The following is a 15081-nucleotide window of genomic DNA, read 5'->3' on the forward strand; positions in this document are numbered from 1 at the left end:
GCGGATACAGCATCCAGTTACCCGGTCTTGATATGCCTACCAAGATTTTGACAGCGGTCGATACCGTTCGCAATATCACGAACGGCATGAAGGGAATAATACAAGGTCGGATTAGCGGAGCGTCATCCGACACCATTGTTGGCCTCGCAATGCCGGATTACGCGGTTCCCGCTAATCCGACCTACGCCGCTGACCCCGGTTTTACGCTGCGTGTATCTCGATCACTTTCTTCCCCTTCGCGGCGCGGGCGCGCAACTGTCCGCAGCCGCCCTCGACGTCCTGGCCGGCCGAATCGCGCAATTTGGTCAGCACGCCGCGCGCGTGCAGGGCAGCGGCAATGGCGTGCGCCTTTTCCCAGCTCGGACGCTTGAACGGCAAGTCGTCGATGGTGTTATACGGGATCATATTGAGCACGGCATACTTGCCCTGCAACAGCGCCACGATGCCGTCCATCTCGTCCTCGCCATCGTTCACGCCTTCCATCAAGGTCCATTGATACTGCACCGGGTAGCCCGTCAGACGCGCATACGCGTCACCAAACGCCACCAATTCGCGCGGAGATAATTTGGGCGCGCGCGGCAGCAGCTGCTCGCGCAGTTCCGGCTTGGTGGTGTGCAGCGACAGCGCCAGCGCCGGCTTGACGCGCCCTTGCGGCAGGCGCTCGAACGCGCGCGGGTCGCCCACCGTGGAAAACACCAGATTCTTGTGGCCGATATTGCCTTCGGTGCCCAGCAATTCAATCGCTTCCATCACATTGTTCAAATTATGCGCCGGTTCGCCCATGCCCATGAAGACGACTTTTTTCACGCGGCGCAGGGTACGCGCCAATACCACCTGCGCGACGATCTCGCCGCTGGTGACTTGCCGGATCAAGCCGTCGCGACCCGTCATGCAGAACTGGCAGCCGACGGCGCAGCCCACCTGGCTCGACACGCACAGGCCGTCGCGTGGCAGCAGCACGCTTTCCACCGTCTGGCCATCGTGCAGCCCCACCAGCAGGCGCGCCGAACCGTCCGCGCCCGGATGAGTGCTGAGCAGTTTCAGCATGCCCTGCAATTCGAGGTCCAGCGCAGGCAAGGCCTCGCGCACGGGCAGCGGCAGGAAATCCTCGGCGCGGCGCCGGCCCTGGTCGTGCGGCTGCGCCTGTATCCAGTCGCGCAGCACGCGCTGTTCGTGCAAGGGCTTGGCGCCCAAGGCGCGCAGGCGCTGACGGAGATGGTCGATTTGCATGGATTCTCAATGAAAAAACGGCGCGCAGCAATGAAGCCAGCGCGCCGTGTTAAGGGTAAAAGCGTTACACCTTCTTGACGAACTCCGTCTTCAGGCTCATGGAACCGAAGCCATCGATCTTGCAGTCGATATCGTGGTCGCTATCGACCAGGCGGATATTCTTGACCTTGGTGCCCATCTTGACGACACCGCCGCCGCCCTTCAATTTCAAGTCCTTGATGACGCTGACCGTGTCGCCATCTTGCAAGATGTTGCCGGCCGAATCGCGGTACACCTTGGCGCCCTCCTCCACGGCATCGCCTGCCGTGGCCGACCATTCATGCGCGCATTCAGGGCAGATCAACTGGCTGCCGTCTTCGTACGTGAATTCGGATTTGCATTGCGGGCATGGTGGTAATGTGCTCATTTTTTTCTCTGTCTGGTGAACAGCGCGTGCTGTAAAAGCCGACAGTATACTGCCTACACCCTGCATCAGCGCGCTTTTTTCGCCATCATTATCAAGGACGGCGAATAATCTCGATGGTGCTGTGGACAATTTCCTCGTGGATGCCGATGCGCGCGCGCAGCGCGGCAGCTGTCAGCGCAGGGTCGCCGCTGAGCACGGACAAGGCGCACGAGTACAACTGCTTGCCCACCCGCCACACGTGCAAGTCGACGATGCGCGGCGTATCGCCGGCGCTTTCCACTTCCACCGCTGCACGGATTTCATCCACCACGGGATGGTCCATCTCGCGGTCCAGCAAGACCTTGCCCGTCTCGTGCATCAGCTTTTTCGCCCACAGCGCCACCAGCACGGCACCGACAATGCCCATCACGGGATCGAGCCAGCGCCAGCCGTAAGCCCACGCACCGCCCAGCGCGACGAGGGCCAGCACGGACGTGGCGGCATCGGCCAGCACGTGGATGTAAGCGGCTTTCATGTTCAGGTCTTCGCCGTGACCATGCCGATCATGATGATCGTGACCGTGGTGATCGTGGTGATCGTGACCGTGTTGATGCTCATGCTCGTGATGGCCGCCGAGGATCAGCGCACACACCAGGTTGACCACCAGGCCGAAGGCCGCCACCGCCATCGCTTGCGGATAATGGATGGGCTGCGGCGACAACAGGCGCTCGACGGAGGCCGCCACCATCAGCACGGCGACGCCCAGCAGCACGATGGCGCTGGTGTAGCCGGCCAGCACCTCGATCTTCCACGTGCCGAAGGCGAAGCGGGGATCGCGCGCATAGCGGCGCGCCGCCGCATACGCAAACGCGGCCAGGCCGATGGCCAGCGCGTGCGAACTCATATGCCAGCCATCGGCCAGCAGGGCCATGGAGTTGTACCACCAGCCGGCGACGATTTCCAGCACCATGGTGGCCAAGGTGATCCACATGACGATGCGCGCGCGGCGTTCTGCCTTGTCGCTGGTCCCGCCAAAAACGTGTTCGTGCTGCCAGGCTGACAGGTCTTCCTCGATATGTTGCAGTTTCATGCTGGTCTCTTTGATCGATTATTTGAGGTAGGTGCGCAGGATGGCGGCGATGTCGTCGGCGCCCCTGGTGCGCTCGTCGCCGGCAAGGTCGGGACTGGCCACGTGCTCGCGCAAGTGCTCTTCGATGACTTCGGCCATCAGGCCATTGACGGCGCCGCGCACGGCGGCGATCAACTGCAGTACTTCGCCGCAGTCGCGGCCCTCTTCCAGGCCCCGCTCCAAGCCTTCCACCTGGCCGCGGATGCGCTTCACGCGATTGAGCAGCTTGGTCTTGTTGTGCGCCGTATGGCCCATGATTTCACCCGAATAAATACTATAGGGGGGTATACTATCAGAGAGCACGGAACAAGGACAAGGCGTAAAAAAAGCCGCACATCGGGAGCGATGTGCGACTTGTCATGCAACAGCCCCATTCCTGCAATCAAAGCACCCCAAGCCGACACAACATCGAGTTCAACGACCAAGCCAGTGGCAGCTTCGTCAAGCCTCACGCCAGCAGTGACTGCTTGCGCACAAAATGTATGGCATGCACGGTGTGCGGCTGGTCCAGCAGCACGCACTGCTTGCCCGTGCGCTTGCAATGGTCATGCACGCGCCAATAGGCATCATGGCTGACGCAGCCGGTCTGGCAAATCACCAGGTCGGCCGCCACCAGGCCAGCTTCCAGGGCCGCGGCATCGTCGGCACCAGCGTCGCCGCCCGCATGATGGAGAAAGCGCCCGCCGGCCTGCTCGACGGCATGCTGCGCCATATGGGCAGCGCCCGTAGCCTGGCCCATATCCTGGCGCATAGCCTGGCCCATAGCCTGACCCGTATCCTGGCTAAAATAGCTGCCCACGTACAGCACGGCTTTTTCGCGCAGATCGGCTTGCAAGCCTGGCACGGGCAGCCACTGCAGGCGCAGCAACTCGCGCATCAAGTCTTGCACCCTGTCGCCGAGCCACTCGACCCGGCGGGCCAGCCTGGCGCGCGTCGGCAAGCCCGGCATGCTGGCCGCCAGCTCGGCCAGTTCATCACGTGCCAGCGCCAGCTGCGTATCGCGGATCACCACCTGTACCCGCGCACGCATCAATGCCGACTCCAGCTGCGCGATGCGGGCCGCCTGCGCGGCCAGCTGTGCACTGCAACGGGCCTGGGCCCGCCCATACTCGCCCATCAACACGCGATGTTCATGCGCGATCAGATCCTCATTGCCATACACACTGCCCATCATGCCCTCCTTCACCAGCAGTGGCGCCATGGCGCCAGCGCGTCGCTATCCATAAGACATGAATTATAAATGAGAATCATTACCATTTGTCTGCACATGTGCAAACATGATGCGCGCGCTGGCCGCTTGCAACAAGCAAGCCGCTTCAGCGGTCCGCGCGCCAAAGCGCCGCCAGCCCGAGCATCTACGCAGGCGTGGCAGGCACGCCTGCAGTGACGCCCGCGAGGAGCTTGAACACCCCCACTTCGCGCACCAGGCTGGCAGCTTGCTCTTCCAGGCTGCCGGCAGCGGCCGCCGCCTCCTCGACCAAGGCGGCGTTCTGCTGCGTGACCTCATCCATCTGCGTGATGGCCTGGTTGACCTGTTCGATACCCAGGCTCTGCTCCTGGCTGGCGGCGGCGATTTCACTCATCAGGTCGACCACCCGCTTGACGGATGTCACTATCTTGTCCATCGTCGCACCCGCCTCGTCTACCAGCTTGCTGCCCGCATCAACGCGGTCGACCGAATCGCTGATCATGGCCTTGATTTCGCGCGCGGCGCTAGCCGAACGTTGTGCCAGGTTGCGCACTTCGCTGGCGACGACGGCGAAACCGCGTCCTTGTTCGCCCGCCCTGGCCGCCTCCACAGCCGCATTCAAGGCCAGGATATTCGTCTGGAAAGCGATGCTGTCGATCACATCGACAATATCGACGATCTTGCGCGAGCTGGCATTGATGGCACCCATCGTATCGACCACGCGCTCGACCACCTGCCCGCCCTGCACGGCAAATTGCGACGCCGACAGCACCAGCTCATTGGCCTGCCTGGCATTGTCGGCATTCTGTTTGACCGTGCTGGTCAACTCCTTCATCGCAGAAGCCGTTTCTTCCAGCGAGCTCGCTTGCGCCTCCGTGCGCGAGGACAGATCGAAATTACCGGCCGCAATTTCGCGCGAAGCAACAGTGATGCTTTGCGTGCTGCTGCGCACCTGCCCCACGGTGCGCGACAGGCTGCCATTCATCGCTTCGAGCGCCTGCAGCAATTGACCAGGCTCATCACCATAGAGCTTGTCGACGCGATTGGTCAGGTCGCCGGCCGCCACCATCTGGGCAGCCCGCAGCGCCTGCTGCAAAGGACCGGTAATGCTACGGCTGATCAAGACGGCGCCGGCGATACTGACGCCCAGCAATGCCAGCAGCAAGCCCGCCAGCAGCACCGTCGCCGAGCGCGCCCTATCGGCCGACTGGGTCTCAAACGCGCCCGAACGCTTGCTGGTAAGGTCGACGACCCGGTTGATGGCCACCAGATGGGCGTCGTAGTTGGCGCTCATGGCGCTCATGGCACTGGCCACAGCGGCCTTGTCCGCAGCCCGCAGCGCCGGGATGAAGCGCGTGAATGCCGTTTCATAGAATGCCACTGCAGGGGCATGCGACTGCGCCAGCAAGGCATCGGCGATGTCGGTATCGAGATCTTGGCCACGCCAGAACTGATGGCGCGTGTCGTATTCGCCCTTCAAGACCTGCAGGCGCTCGACCAATTTGTCTTGCGCCGCCCGGTCTTCGGACGCCATCAGCTGAAAGGCCACCAAATAGGATTCGAGGATGTATTCGGGCGGCGGCAGCACATCGGCCACCAGGTCCTTGCCCTGCACAATACGCTGGTACACGGGCCCATTGACTTTCAATTCGCCGAGTACGCGCAGCGACAAGCCGCCATACACGATCAGGCCCAGCGAAAAAATGGCGACCAACAAGGCCAGCCTGTGCGACAGTTTTAATTGGCGAAGTAGCTGCATTTGCGTATTCCCTTCGTAATCCGGACCATGCCCACAATGCCGTTGGCATATGCCGCACTGGTCAGAATGAAGTTTCTGCGCAGCATTTGTTGATTATGCAATTTTTAAAGAAGCTTGGGGAGAGTCAGGCAAAAAAAGAATGACTGCAGGGGACAGGTGCTGCCGAGCCCGGTGTATTTGCTACGCCGCTACCAAGCAGTCGATATTACTGCCAAGCACCGGGAAAAATTTTCGCGCATGCGCGCGCGCCGTCGGCAAAAAACTAATGGGGGTAGAGATGTGGGTAGAGGAAAAAGAAAAAGCCCCTCTAGAGGGGCTTTTTCAAAATACTGGCGGAGACGGTGGGATTCGAACCCACGATACAGGTATAAGCCGTATGCATCCTTAGCAGGGATGTGCCTTCGGCCACTCGGCCACGTCTCCTAGTTGATTACTCAACTATGTCTCTGTAGCTAACTGCGCTGCAGCGACGAACGTCATAATATCGACTGCCCCCCCTTTGGTCAAGGGCGTGGAGCAATATTTTTGGAAATTTAAGCTTTTTCCAGCTCGAACGCTTTATGCAGCGCGCGCACGGCCAGCTCCATGTACTTTTCATCGATCAGTACGGAGATCTTGATTTCGGAAGTGGAGATCATCATGATGTTGATGCCCTCTTCCGACAGGGTACGGAACATTTGCGAGGCAACGCCAACATGGCTGCGCATGCCCACGCCGACTACGGACAATTTCGACACTTTCGCGTCGCCCGTGATGCTCGTCGCGCCCAGCGATACGCTGTTCGCTTCCAGCACGGCCAGCGCGCGCGGGTACTCGCCGCGCGAGACGGTGAAGGTGAAGTCCGTTTTACCGTCGACCGACTGATTCTGTATGATCATGTCGACTTCGATATTTGCGTCCGCCACCGGCCCCAGGATGTGATACGCCACGCCTGGGCGGTCGGGCACGCCAAGCACGGTGATTTTGGCTTCATCGCGGTTGAAGGCGATGCCGGAGATGACTGCTTGTTCCATGTTTGTATCTTCCTCAAACGAAATCAGGGTGCCTGAATTGGCTTCTATTTCCAGCGGCAACATCGGGTCGGTCAGCGACGACAGCACGCGCGTGGGAACGCGGTAATTGCCGGCAAATTCCACCGAACGCGTTTGCAGCACTTTGGAACCGAGCGAAGCCAGTTCCAGCATTTCTTCAAAGGTGATGGTCTTCAAGCGGCGCGCCTCGGAGACCACGCGCGGATCGGTCGTATAGACGCCGTCGACGTCCGTGAAGATCAGGCATTCGGCCGCCTTCATGGCAGCGGCGATGGCCACTGCCGACGTGTCCGAACCGCCGCGGCCCAGGGTCGCGATGTTGTCGTGTTCGTCGACGCCCTGGAAACCGGTAATAATGACAATCTTGCCCGCATCGAGGTCGCGCTTGACTTTTTCGTCATCGATCGACTGGATGCGTGCTTTGGTAAAGGCGGAATCGGTCTTGATCGCGACTTGCCAGCCAGCATAGGATACGGCTTGTTTGCCGATCGCCAGCAGTGCCATCGACAATAGGCCGACAGACACTTGTTCGCCTGTCGAGGCGATCATGTCAAGTTCACGCGGATCGGGTTGATCCATGATTTCCTTGGCCAGTCCAATCAGGCGGTTGGTTTCGCCCGACATGGCAGATGGCACCACCACGATTTGATGCCCCGCGTCGTGCCACTTGGCAACGCGCTTGGCGACATTCTTGATACGGTCAGTCGAGCCCATCGACGTACCGCCATATTTGTGGACGATTAAAGCCATAAGAGTGAAGTTTCCGCTCAAGAAGAATAAAAAAGGAGGGCTTTACTCTACATGCCGCAATGCAAAATAACAAGCTAAAAAGCGCATGAGCTCATACCGTTTACGCATAAGGAAATAAGCAATCCATGCAGTCGGGAGCGCATGGACAGCCACTTGCCTGCCCCCCCCGAGAGTGGCCGTAGCGGCTGCCCTTACGCTCAGCAGGGGAGCCAGCGCAGGGCTACGCGCGGCCGCTCCAGCAAGCTCAAACAATGGCAATCGAGACCGATACCGGCCGCATACAACAATTGTTGCGCCGCACATACAAGGGGCAGACGTTCACGCTCCCAGGCGGGCACGCCAAACGCCTGATAGTGGTATTTCAAGCTCTTGGTGGGGCGGTTCAGGGCCAGTTTCAGGCGCTCGCCACCTTGGCGGAAGTCGATCGTCAAGGTTTGAGCTTGCAACCAGGCAATATCAATGCCCTGCTCACCGGCTGCCAGCACATCGAAATGCAGCACGCCGCCATACGCGGGAAAGGCCAGGCTGGCCTCGCCGCGCCAGGTAAATTGCTGACTGGCTTTTTCCAGGCCGGGGATGTTCGCGTCGCTCTTGTCACGCATGCCAGCGAGATCATCGAGCTTGGGCGTCAGGTACAAACGATCGCGGTGACGCCGCACATGGCATTGAGGATGCGTCACCAGCAATTGCGCATCGGGCCGCGCTTCGAGCAATTGCGCCAGCATTTGCGCCAGCCAGGCCGTCGATGGCATGCGCAAGCCACGCGTGCCGAACCAGTGACGCAGCAAGTTGTAGCATCGGTCTGCGCTCAATTCACGCAATGTCGCCAGTGTGATGCAATCGTCGTCCAGGCAAGCGGCCAGATCCTGCGTCGCCAGTTCCGCCAGCAGGCGCTGCGCCGATTGCGCGTGCTGGGCGCTGCGGGCGAAACGCTCCTGGAAACCGGGAAAGGCTTGCGCCAGCACGGGCATCACCTGGTGCCGCAAAGCATTGCGGGCAAAGCGGGGGTCATCGTTCGATTCGTCGTAAATGTGGGCGACGCCATGTTGCCCCACATACGCTTCGAGCTCCTTGCGCGCCACGGAAAGTAAAGGGCGCGCCATCACCAGATCCGGATTACCCAGCAGCTCGGGCGCGCTGTTGGCGCCATCCATGCCCGACAGACCCGCCGTACCGGAGCCGCGCAGCAATTGCAGCAGCACCGTTTCAGCCTGGTCATCCTGATGATGGGCCGTCAGCAGCAGACGCACGCCGTGCACGGCGCACAGTTCGCCCAAGGCTGCGTAACGGCGCTTGCGGGCGGCCTCTTCCGTGCCTGTCTTGGCATTTTTTTCCAGGGTCACACGGCGCGCCTCAAAGGGTACGCCGAGGTCGGCGCATGTTTGCTCGCAGTGGGCCAGCCACGCATCCGCATTCGGGCTCAGGCCGTGGTGTACGTGAAACGCGTGCAGGGTCACGGACCGTCCCTGCGCCCAGGCATGTGCCAAGTGCAACAGGGCTGCGGAATCGAGGCCGCCGCTAAGGGCGATGCCGACAGCACTGCCAACTGGCGGTGCGCAGGCGTCCAGCGCGCAGGCAAAGATATCGGCGACGGTGGCGGTTTGTTGCTTTTTCAATCAGGACTCCAGGAATGCAAAGAGGGACAGGCTGCTAAACGGATGGTGTCGTTTAGCGGACTGTCCCTGGTGTTGTCTCAACCCAAGACCTTGAAAAGCCGGGGTCAGACCTTAAGGTCTGACCCCAGACTCTGCCGTTGGGCTTACATAATTTACTCGCTCGGCGTGGTTTCCTTGAACTTGCCGTAGCTCAGCAGTTTTTCATGACGCGCGGCCAGCAAGTCCTTGGTTTTCATGCCATGGAACTGGCGCAGGGTGTCGGCCAGTGCGCGTTTCAGCAAGGTCGCCATTTGCTTCGGATCGCGGTGGGCGCCGCCCAGCGGTTCATTGATGATCTTGTCGATCAGGCCCATGGCTTTCAGGCGGTGCGCCGTCAAGCCCAGCGCTTCGGCCGCGTCGGAGGCGCGCTCGGCGCTCTTCCACAGGATGGAGGCGCAGCCTTCCGGCGAAATCACGGCATAGGTCGAGTATTGCAGCATCAGCACGGCATCGCCCACGGCGATGGCCAGCGCGCCGCCGGAACCGCCTTCACCGATGATGGTGGCGATCAGCGGCACTTTCAGCTCGGCCATCACGTACAGGTTATGGCCGATGGCTTCCGACTGGCCGCGCTCTTCCGCGTCGATGCCGGGGAAGGCGCCTGGCGTGTCGACGAAGGTGAAGATGGGCAGATTGAATTTTTCAGCCACTTTCATCAGGCGCATGGCCTTGCGGTAGCCTTCCGGCTTGGGCATGCCGAAATTGCGCAGAGCGCGCTCTTTCGTGTCGCGCCCCTTCTGGTGGCCGATGACCATGCACGGCTGACCGTTGAAGCGTGCCAGGCCGCCTACCACCGACAAATCGTCGGCGTAGCTGCGGTCGCCATGCAATTCGTGGAAATCGGTGAAGATTTCATTCACGTAATCCATGGTGTAGGGGCGCTGCGGGTGGCGCGCGATCTGCGCCACTTGCCAGGGCGTCAGCTTGGCGTAGATATCTTTGGTTAGCTGCTGGCTCTTCTTGGCCAGACGGTCGATCTCTTCCGAGATATCGACGGCCGAATCGTCTTGCACGAAGCGCAACTCTTCGATCTTGGAATCGAGTTCCGCGATCGGCTGTTCAAAATTGAGGAAAGTCGTTTTAGTCATTGTACCTCCAGGTTTTACCGGCCACGGCGCCAGCGCGCGCGGCCTCATCTATGATTATTTTACCGTACCGGCTGCTGCGCCGGGGGCTGCATCGGGTGCGGCAGCAGGGTCGAGACTGCGCCACAAATACCACGTCGCCACGGTGCGCCACGGTTCCCAATTGGCGGAAACTTCGCGCGCATCGCTGCGGGAAACAGGTTCGCCGGAGAAATAATTGACGCTGATACCCTGGATCAAACCGGGATCGTCGAGCGGCAAGACATTCGGCCGGAGCAGATTAAATATCAAAAACATCTCGGCTGTCCAGCGGCCGATGCCGCGGATCTGCACCAGTTCGGCGATGACGGCTTCGTCATCCATCTGGTCCCACTGGCTGGCGTGCACGCGCTTGGCCTTGAAATGGTCGGCCAGGTCGAGGATGTATTCGGTCTTGCGTTTGGACAAGCCGCAGGCGGACAGTTGCTCGGCGCCCGCCTTCAACACTTGTGAGGGCGTGCATTTGGGGCAAGCGGCCAGCAGCTTTTTCCAGGCGGCATCGGCCGCCTTGGGCGTGATCTGCTGGCCCACCAGCGAACGGGCCAGGGTGGTAAACGGGTCGCTATGGCCGACCAGGTGCAGGTCGCCAAATTGCGGGATGAGCTTTTTCATGATGCGGTCGCGCTTCATCAGCTCGATCTTCGCCTCTTCCCAATAGTGCGGCACCTGGATCACCTGCGCCGAATTCGTCACCTTGGGTGCTTCCCCGTTTTCCCTGGACGTTGGCATCATGCGCGGCGCCAGTTGGTCGAGCCGTCAGGCTTGTCTTCGAGAATGATGCCAGCGGCCAACAGTTCGGCACGGATCTTGTCGGACTGGGCGAAGTCGCGCGCTTTTTTCGCCGCACTGCGCGCCGCGATGGCCGCTTCGATGCCGGCTGACGCATCTTCGCCGCCAGCGGCAGCGCCGACAGTCGCTTGCAGGAATTGCTGCGGCGTGCGCTCGAGCAAGCCAAACACGCTCGCCAGACCCTTCAATTGACGCGCCAGGGCCGGCGATTTGCTCTTATTGACTTCCGTTGCCAGATCAAACAGGGCAGCGACGGCCAGTGGCGTATTGAAATCGTCATTCATCGCCTCGGCGACGCGGGCTGCATGCGCTTCGTTCCAGTCGATGGCGCCCTCTTCCACCACCACATCGGACAGCGCCGTGTACAAACGCGTCAGCGACAGGCGCGCGTCGTCCAGATGCACGTCCGAGTAATTGAGGGGGCTGCGGTAGTGCGCGCGCAGGATGAAGAAGCGGATCACTTCGGCATCGAACTTTTGCAGCACTTCGCGGATGGTAAAGAAATTGCCGAGCGACTTGGACATTTTTTCATTGTCCAGGCGCACGAAACCGTTGTGTATCCAGTAATTCACGCTGGCATGGCCGAACGCGCCTTCGGATTGGGCGATTTCATTTTCATGGTGCGGGAATTGCAAGTCCGCGCCACCGCCGTGGATGTCGAACTGCTCACCGAGCAGGGCGCAGGACATGGCCGAACACTCGATATGCCAGCCCGGGCGGCCGCGGCCCCACTTCGTGTCCCATTTGACTTCTTCCGGCTCCGACTCCTTAGCCGACTTCCACAGCACGAAGTCGAGCGGATCGCGCTTGCCCGTATTGACGTCGACGCGCTCGCCGGCGCGCAAGTCATCGGGCGACTTGCCCGACAGCTTGCCGTAGCCGGGAAAGTTGCGCACGGCGTAATTGACGTCGCCATCGCCCCCCTGGTAAGCCAGGCCCTTCGCTTCGAGCTGCTCGATCAGGCGCACCATCTGCGGCACGTACTCGGTAGCGCGCGGCGTATGATCGGGCGTCAGAATGCCCAGCGCGGCCGTGTCTTCATCCATGTAGCGGGTGAAACGCGTCGTCAGCTGGGAAATCGTCTCGCCGTTTTCCACGGCGCGACGGATGATCTTGTCGTCGATGTCCGTAATGTTGCGCACATAGGTGACGTCGAAACCGGAAGCTTTCAGCCAGCGATAGATGACGTCGAACGCCATCATCATGCGCGCATGGCCGATATGGCAATAATCGTAGATGGTCATGCCGCAGACGTACATGCGTACCTTGCCGACTTCCATCGGGACGAATACCTGCTTCTCGCGAGCCAGGGTGTTGTAAATCTTTAGATTGCTCATCGTACTTTGCAAGTGGAACGACCGCCAGCCTGGGGAAACGACAGACAGGCGCGGACACCGGGGGTGCCGCGCCACTGAACTGCCGTGTGCGCCAAGGCTGGTCGAGCCGCTGTAGTGTTGTTCTTGTTTGTTAGAATTAGGGCGTTAGCGTTCAAGTATAACATTGATAAAAACCATACTGGCCCGATATGAATCAGGTTTTTACGATGTTGAACCGAAACTCATTTCTTTAGCACGACAGCAAGTTTAGAGAAAAATAACGATCAAGGACACCTTCATGCAAGAAATTAAATCGAAACGCCTGTCTTTCCTGGCCCGCTTTTGCACCGTGTTTGCCGGCCTCACCCTGGGCAGCGCCGTCGTGGCAGCCGCGCCTGCAAGCCCTGCGGCTGCCCCCGCCTCGGCGCCGCACGTCAGCCTGAAAACCAGCCTGGGCGAGATCGTGCTGGAACTGAACCAGGAAAAAGCGCCACACAGCGTGGCAAATTTCTTACAGTACGTGAAAAGCGGATATTACAAGGGCACCGTGTTTCACCGCGTCATCGACGGCTTCATGATACAGGGTGGCGGCTTCGAGAAGAACATGAAGCAGAAAGCGGCGAAAGCGCCGATCAAAAATGAAGCGCAAAACGGCTTGCAAAACGTCACCTACAGCATCGCCATGGCGCGCACGGGCGACCCGCATTCGGCCACCTCGCAATTCTTCATCAACGTCAATGACAACGGCGCGCTCGACTATCCGGGCCGCGACGGTTTCGGCTATACGGTATTCGGCAAAGTCGTCAGTGGCATGGACGTAGTCGACAAGATCAAGGCCGTGCCCGTTGCCGACAAGGGACCGCATCAGAACGTGCCTGTCACCCCCGTGGTGATCGAATCGGCGACTTTACTCAAATCTGCGCCCGCAAAACTGTAAAATAGCGTTTTTACGGCCCTGAACCATGGGGGCCGTCGAATCATTCTTCATCCAATTCATTAAGGATCATCATGACATCCGTTATCATCACCACCAATCTGGGCAAGATCACCGCTGAACTGGACGCCGAGAAAGCACCGAAAACGGTTGCCAACTTCCTCGCTTACATGCAAGCCGGTCACTACGACAACACGATTTTCCACCGTGTCATCGACGGCTTCATGATCCAGGGCGGCGGTTTCGAGCCAGGCATGAAACAAAAGCCAGCCGACACCACCGTGGAAAACGAAGCCAAGAACGGTCTGAAAAACGATACCTACACGCTGGCCATGGCCCGCACGTCGGACCCGCACTCGGCATCGGCACAGTTCTTCATCAACATCAAGAACAACAGCTTCCTCGACTATCCAGGCCAGGACGGCTGGGGCTACGCCGTGTTCGGCAAAGTCACCGACGGCAAGGAAGTCGTCGACGCCATCCGCGCCGTAAAAACCTCGCGCACCGGCATGTTCGCCGACGTGCCAGTAACGGACGTCATCATCGAGAAAGTCGAAGCAGCATAAGGTAGGCCTGCAAACCTATTGCTCAGCCCACTGCCGGGTTTCCGTTGCCCGCTGTACTCAAGTACAGCTCCGCTACTCGACCCGGCATTGGGCCTGCTCGCTACGGTTTTCAGAGCCACCTTCGGCAATTCATTCAATACACCAACCAAACCGGGCAGTAATCATGCGTCTCGCAACCAAGCAATCCCTTCATTACGGGAGCGTTGAACGATGACAATGCCTGCCGCACTCTTTATTTCCGACCTGCATCTGCAGAGCTCGCACCCGCGCACCAGCGCGGCCTTTCTTTCTTTCCTGGAACGCCATGCGCAATATGCGCAAGCGCTGTATCTATTGGGCGACCTGTTCGAATACTGGGCCGGCGACGATGACCTGGAAGACCCGTTCAATGCGCGCATGACGGCAGCCATCCGCGCCGTCAGCGATGCTGGCGTGCGCGTCTACTGGATCGCTGGCAACCGCGACTTTCTCGTCGGCTCCGGCTTTGCCGCCGCCGCTGGCGCCACCCTGCTCGAGGAACCGCACGTGGCCACGATTGCCGGCCAGCGCATCGTCTTGCTGCATGGCGACGCCGAATGCACGCAAGACCTGCAATACATGGAGTTTCGCGCCATGGTGCGCCAGAGCGCCTGGCAAAAACAGTTCCTGTCCATGCCGCTGGCACAGCGCAAGGCCATCATCGCCGGTTTGCGCAAAAGCAGCCGCGAGCACAATGGCGAAAAATCCATGCTCATCATGGATGTCACGCCCGACGCCATCGCACAAGTATTTGCCGAACACGACAGCAGCGTGATGATACACGGCCATACGCACCGCCCGGCCCTGCATCAAGTTGGCAATACCGTGCGCTATGTCTTGCCCGACTGGGAGTGCGACGTCGCGGCGCAGGAACAGCCGCGCGGCGGCTGGATTGCCATCGATACCCGCGGCAACATCATGCGCCATGGCTTGAACGGCGATATCATCGGCTAGACCAGCGCTGACTGGCGCACGGGCATTTGTTCGGTAGCCGCGTTTGCCTGGGCTAACCGTCATGGCGACGTCCATACTGATCACCTCGGCACGGCCGGCTGGCACATCTCCACGCCGCCAGTCACTTGCTCCCCGATGGCAGCCATCTGCAGCGTATGGCCAGGCAACTGGCGCAAAAATATGTGTTGATTTTTTAATTCTTAGTGTTATAGTTAACTACAACACCAACTCAATACATCACGGAGCTTGCAT

Annotated in this window: 14 protein-coding genes and 1 tRNA gene; 3 read left to right on the forward strand and 12 right to left on the reverse strand. The window is 60.0% G+C overall.

Translation table 11 applies throughout. From position 1 onward, the window contains the following. Positions 1–201: 201 nt before the first annotated feature. The 12 genes from ACQ4V8_RS14965 to cysS all read right to left on the reverse strand — a co-directional run bounded on the left by ACQ4V8_RS14965 (position 202) and on the right by cysS (position 12378). A complete protein-coding gene (locus tag ACQ4V8_RS14965) occupies positions 202–1230 on the reverse strand; it encodes an RNA methyltransferase (protein WP_010397008.1) in 1029 nt (342 codons plus the stop codon). A 64-nt stretch (positions 1231–1294) separates the two neighbouring features. After that, positions 1295–1636: a zinc ribbon domain-containing protein YjdM gene (locus ACQ4V8_RS14970; protein WP_010397006.1), complete on the reverse strand. Its 342-nt coding sequence runs from the start codon at positions 1634–1636 to the stop codon at positions 1295–1297. Positions 1637–1727: 91 nt separating this feature from the next. Then, a complete protein-coding gene (gene dmeF, locus ACQ4V8_RS14975; protein WP_010397005.1) occupies positions 1728–2705 on the reverse strand; it encodes a CDF family Co(II)/Ni(II) efflux transporter DmeF in 978 nt (325 codons plus the stop codon). A gap of 18 nt (positions 2706–2723) precedes the next feature. Beyond that, a complete protein-coding gene (locus tag ACQ4V8_RS14980) occupies positions 2724–2999 on the reverse strand; it encodes a metal/formaldehyde-sensitive transcriptional repressor (RefSeq protein ID WP_010397003.1) in 276 nt (91 codons plus the stop codon). A gap of 193 nt (positions 3000–3192) precedes the next feature. After that, entirely contained in the window at positions 3193–3945 is a 753-nt protein-coding gene (locus ACQ4V8_RS14985) for a DUF2325 domain-containing protein (protein ID WP_436571746.1), read from the reverse strand. Between the two features lie 154 nt (positions 3946–4099). Next, positions 4100–5692 carry a methyl-accepting chemotaxis protein gene (locus tag ACQ4V8_RS14990; RefSeq protein WP_010396999.1) on the reverse strand — a complete coding sequence of 531 codons (1593 nt, stop codon included), beginning with the start codon at positions 5690–5692 and terminating at the stop codon, positions 4100–4102. 330 nt (positions 5693–6022) lie between these two features. Beyond that, positions 6023–6115, reverse strand: a tRNA-Ser gene (locus ACQ4V8_RS14995). A 110-nt stretch (positions 6116–6225) separates the two neighbouring features. After that, on the reverse strand, positions 6226–7473 hold the full coding sequence (locus ACQ4V8_RS15000; protein WP_010396891.1) for an aspartate kinase: 1248 nt from the start codon (positions 7471–7473) through the stop codon (positions 6226–6228). Positions 7474–7670: 197 nt separating this feature from the next. Then, positions 7671–9089 (reverse strand): tRNA lysidine(34) synthetase TilS, encoded by a 1419-nt coding sequence (gene tilS / locus ACQ4V8_RS15005; RefSeq protein WP_436571747.1) that lies wholly within the window; start codon positions 9087–9089, stop codon positions 7671–7673. Positions 9090–9241: 152 nt separating this feature from the next. Continuing rightward, positions 9242–10216: an acetyl-CoA carboxylase carboxyltransferase subunit alpha gene (locus ACQ4V8_RS15010; protein ID WP_010396889.1), complete on the reverse strand. Its 975-nt coding sequence runs from the start codon at positions 10214–10216 to the stop codon at positions 9242–9244. A 54-nt stretch (positions 10217–10270) separates the two neighbouring features. After that, positions 10271–10981, reverse strand: coding sequence for a DNA-3-methyladenine glycosylase family protein (locus ACQ4V8_RS15015; RefSeq protein ID WP_050855903.1), 711 nt, complete (start codon positions 10979–10981; stop codon positions 10271–10273). Next, positions 10981–12378, reverse strand: coding sequence for a cysteine--tRNA ligase (gene cysS, locus ACQ4V8_RS15020; protein WP_010396887.1), 1398 nt, complete (start codon positions 12376–12378; stop codon positions 10981–10983). Before cysS ends, ACQ4V8_RS15015 begins: the two co-directional genes overlap by 1 nt. Positions 12379–12655: 277 nt before the next feature. On the opposite strand from cysS, the gene ACQ4V8_RS15025 reads away from it, so the two are divergent. The 3 genes from ACQ4V8_RS15025 (at position 12656) to ACQ4V8_RS15035 (ending at position 14829) form a co-directional block, all read left to right on the forward strand. After that, positions 12656–13294, forward strand: a complete 639-nt coding sequence (locus ACQ4V8_RS15025) for a peptidylprolyl isomerase (protein WP_010396885.1) — start codon at positions 12656–12658, stop codon at positions 13292–13294. Between the two features lie 71 nt (positions 13295–13365). Then, positions 13366–13857: a peptidylprolyl isomerase gene (locus tag ACQ4V8_RS15030; protein WP_070346992.1), complete on the forward strand. Its 492-nt coding sequence runs from the start codon at positions 13366–13368 to the stop codon at positions 13855–13857. A 216-nt stretch (positions 13858–14073) separates the two neighbouring features. Then, positions 14074–14829 carry a UDP-2,3-diacylglucosamine diphosphatase gene (locus tag ACQ4V8_RS15035; protein ID WP_010396881.1) on the forward strand — a complete coding sequence of 252 codons (756 nt, stop codon included), beginning with the start codon at positions 14074–14076 and terminating at the stop codon, positions 14827–14829. The last annotated feature ends 252 nt before the right edge of the window (positions 14830–15081 follow it).

Origin of the sequence: Janthinobacterium paucivorans, from assembly GCF_051380805.1 — a bacterium.
GTDB lineage: Bacteria > Pseudomonadota > Gammaproteobacteria > Burkholderiales > Burkholderiaceae_D > Janthinobacterium > Janthinobacterium lividum_D.

Bases quoted from the DNA above. Each gene is read 5' to 3' on its own strand.
- ACQ4V8_RS14965 (WP_010397008.1), bottom strand. From the start codon at position 1,230: ATGCAAATCGACCATCTCCGTCAGCGCCTGCGCGCCTTGGGCGCCAAG.
- ACQ4V8_RS14970 (WP_010397006.1), bottom strand. From the start codon at position 1,636: ATGAGCACATTACCACCATGCCCGCAATGCAAATCCGAATTCACGTAC.
- dmeF (WP_010397005.1), bottom strand. From the start codon at position 2,705: ATGAAACTGCAACATATCGAGGAAGACCTGTCAGCCTGGCAGCACGAA.
- ACQ4V8_RS14980 (WP_010397003.1), bottom strand. From the start codon at position 2,999: ATGGGCCATACGGCGCACAACAAGACCAAGCTGCTCAATCGCGTGAAG.
- ACQ4V8_RS14985 (WP_436571746.1), bottom strand. From the start codon at position 3,945: ATGGCGCCACTGCTGGTGAAGGAGGGCATGATGGGCAGTGTGTATGGC.
- ACQ4V8_RS14990 (WP_010396999.1), bottom strand. From the start codon at position 5,692: ATGCAGCTACTTCGCCAATTAAAACTGTCGCACAGGCTGGCCTTGTTG.
- ACQ4V8_RS15000 (WP_010396891.1), bottom strand. From the start codon at position 7,473: ATGGCTTTAATCGTCCACAAATATGGCGGTACGTCGATGGGCTCGACT.
- ACQ4V8_RS15010 (WP_010396889.1), bottom strand. From the start codon at position 10,216: ATGACTAAAACGACTTTCCTCAATTTTGAACAGCCGATCGCGGAACTC.
- ACQ4V8_RS15015 (WP_050855903.1), bottom strand. From the start codon at position 10,981: ATGCCAACGTCCAGGGAAAACGGGGAAGCACCCAAGGTGACGAATTCG.
- cysS (WP_010396887.1), bottom strand. From the start codon at position 12,378: ATGAGCAATCTAAAGATTTACAACACCCTGGCTCGCGAGAAGCAGGTA.
- ACQ4V8_RS15025 (WP_010396885.1), top strand. From the start codon at position 12,656: ATGCAAGAAATTAAATCGAAACGCCTGTCTTTCCTGGCCCGCTTTTGC.
- ACQ4V8_RS15030 (WP_070346992.1), top strand. From the start codon at position 13,366: ATGACATCCGTTATCATCACCACCAATCTGGGCAAGATCACCGCTGAA.
- ACQ4V8_RS15035 (WP_010396881.1), top strand. From the start codon at position 14,074: ATGCCTGCCGCACTCTTTATTTCCGACCTGCATCTGCAGAGCTCGCAC.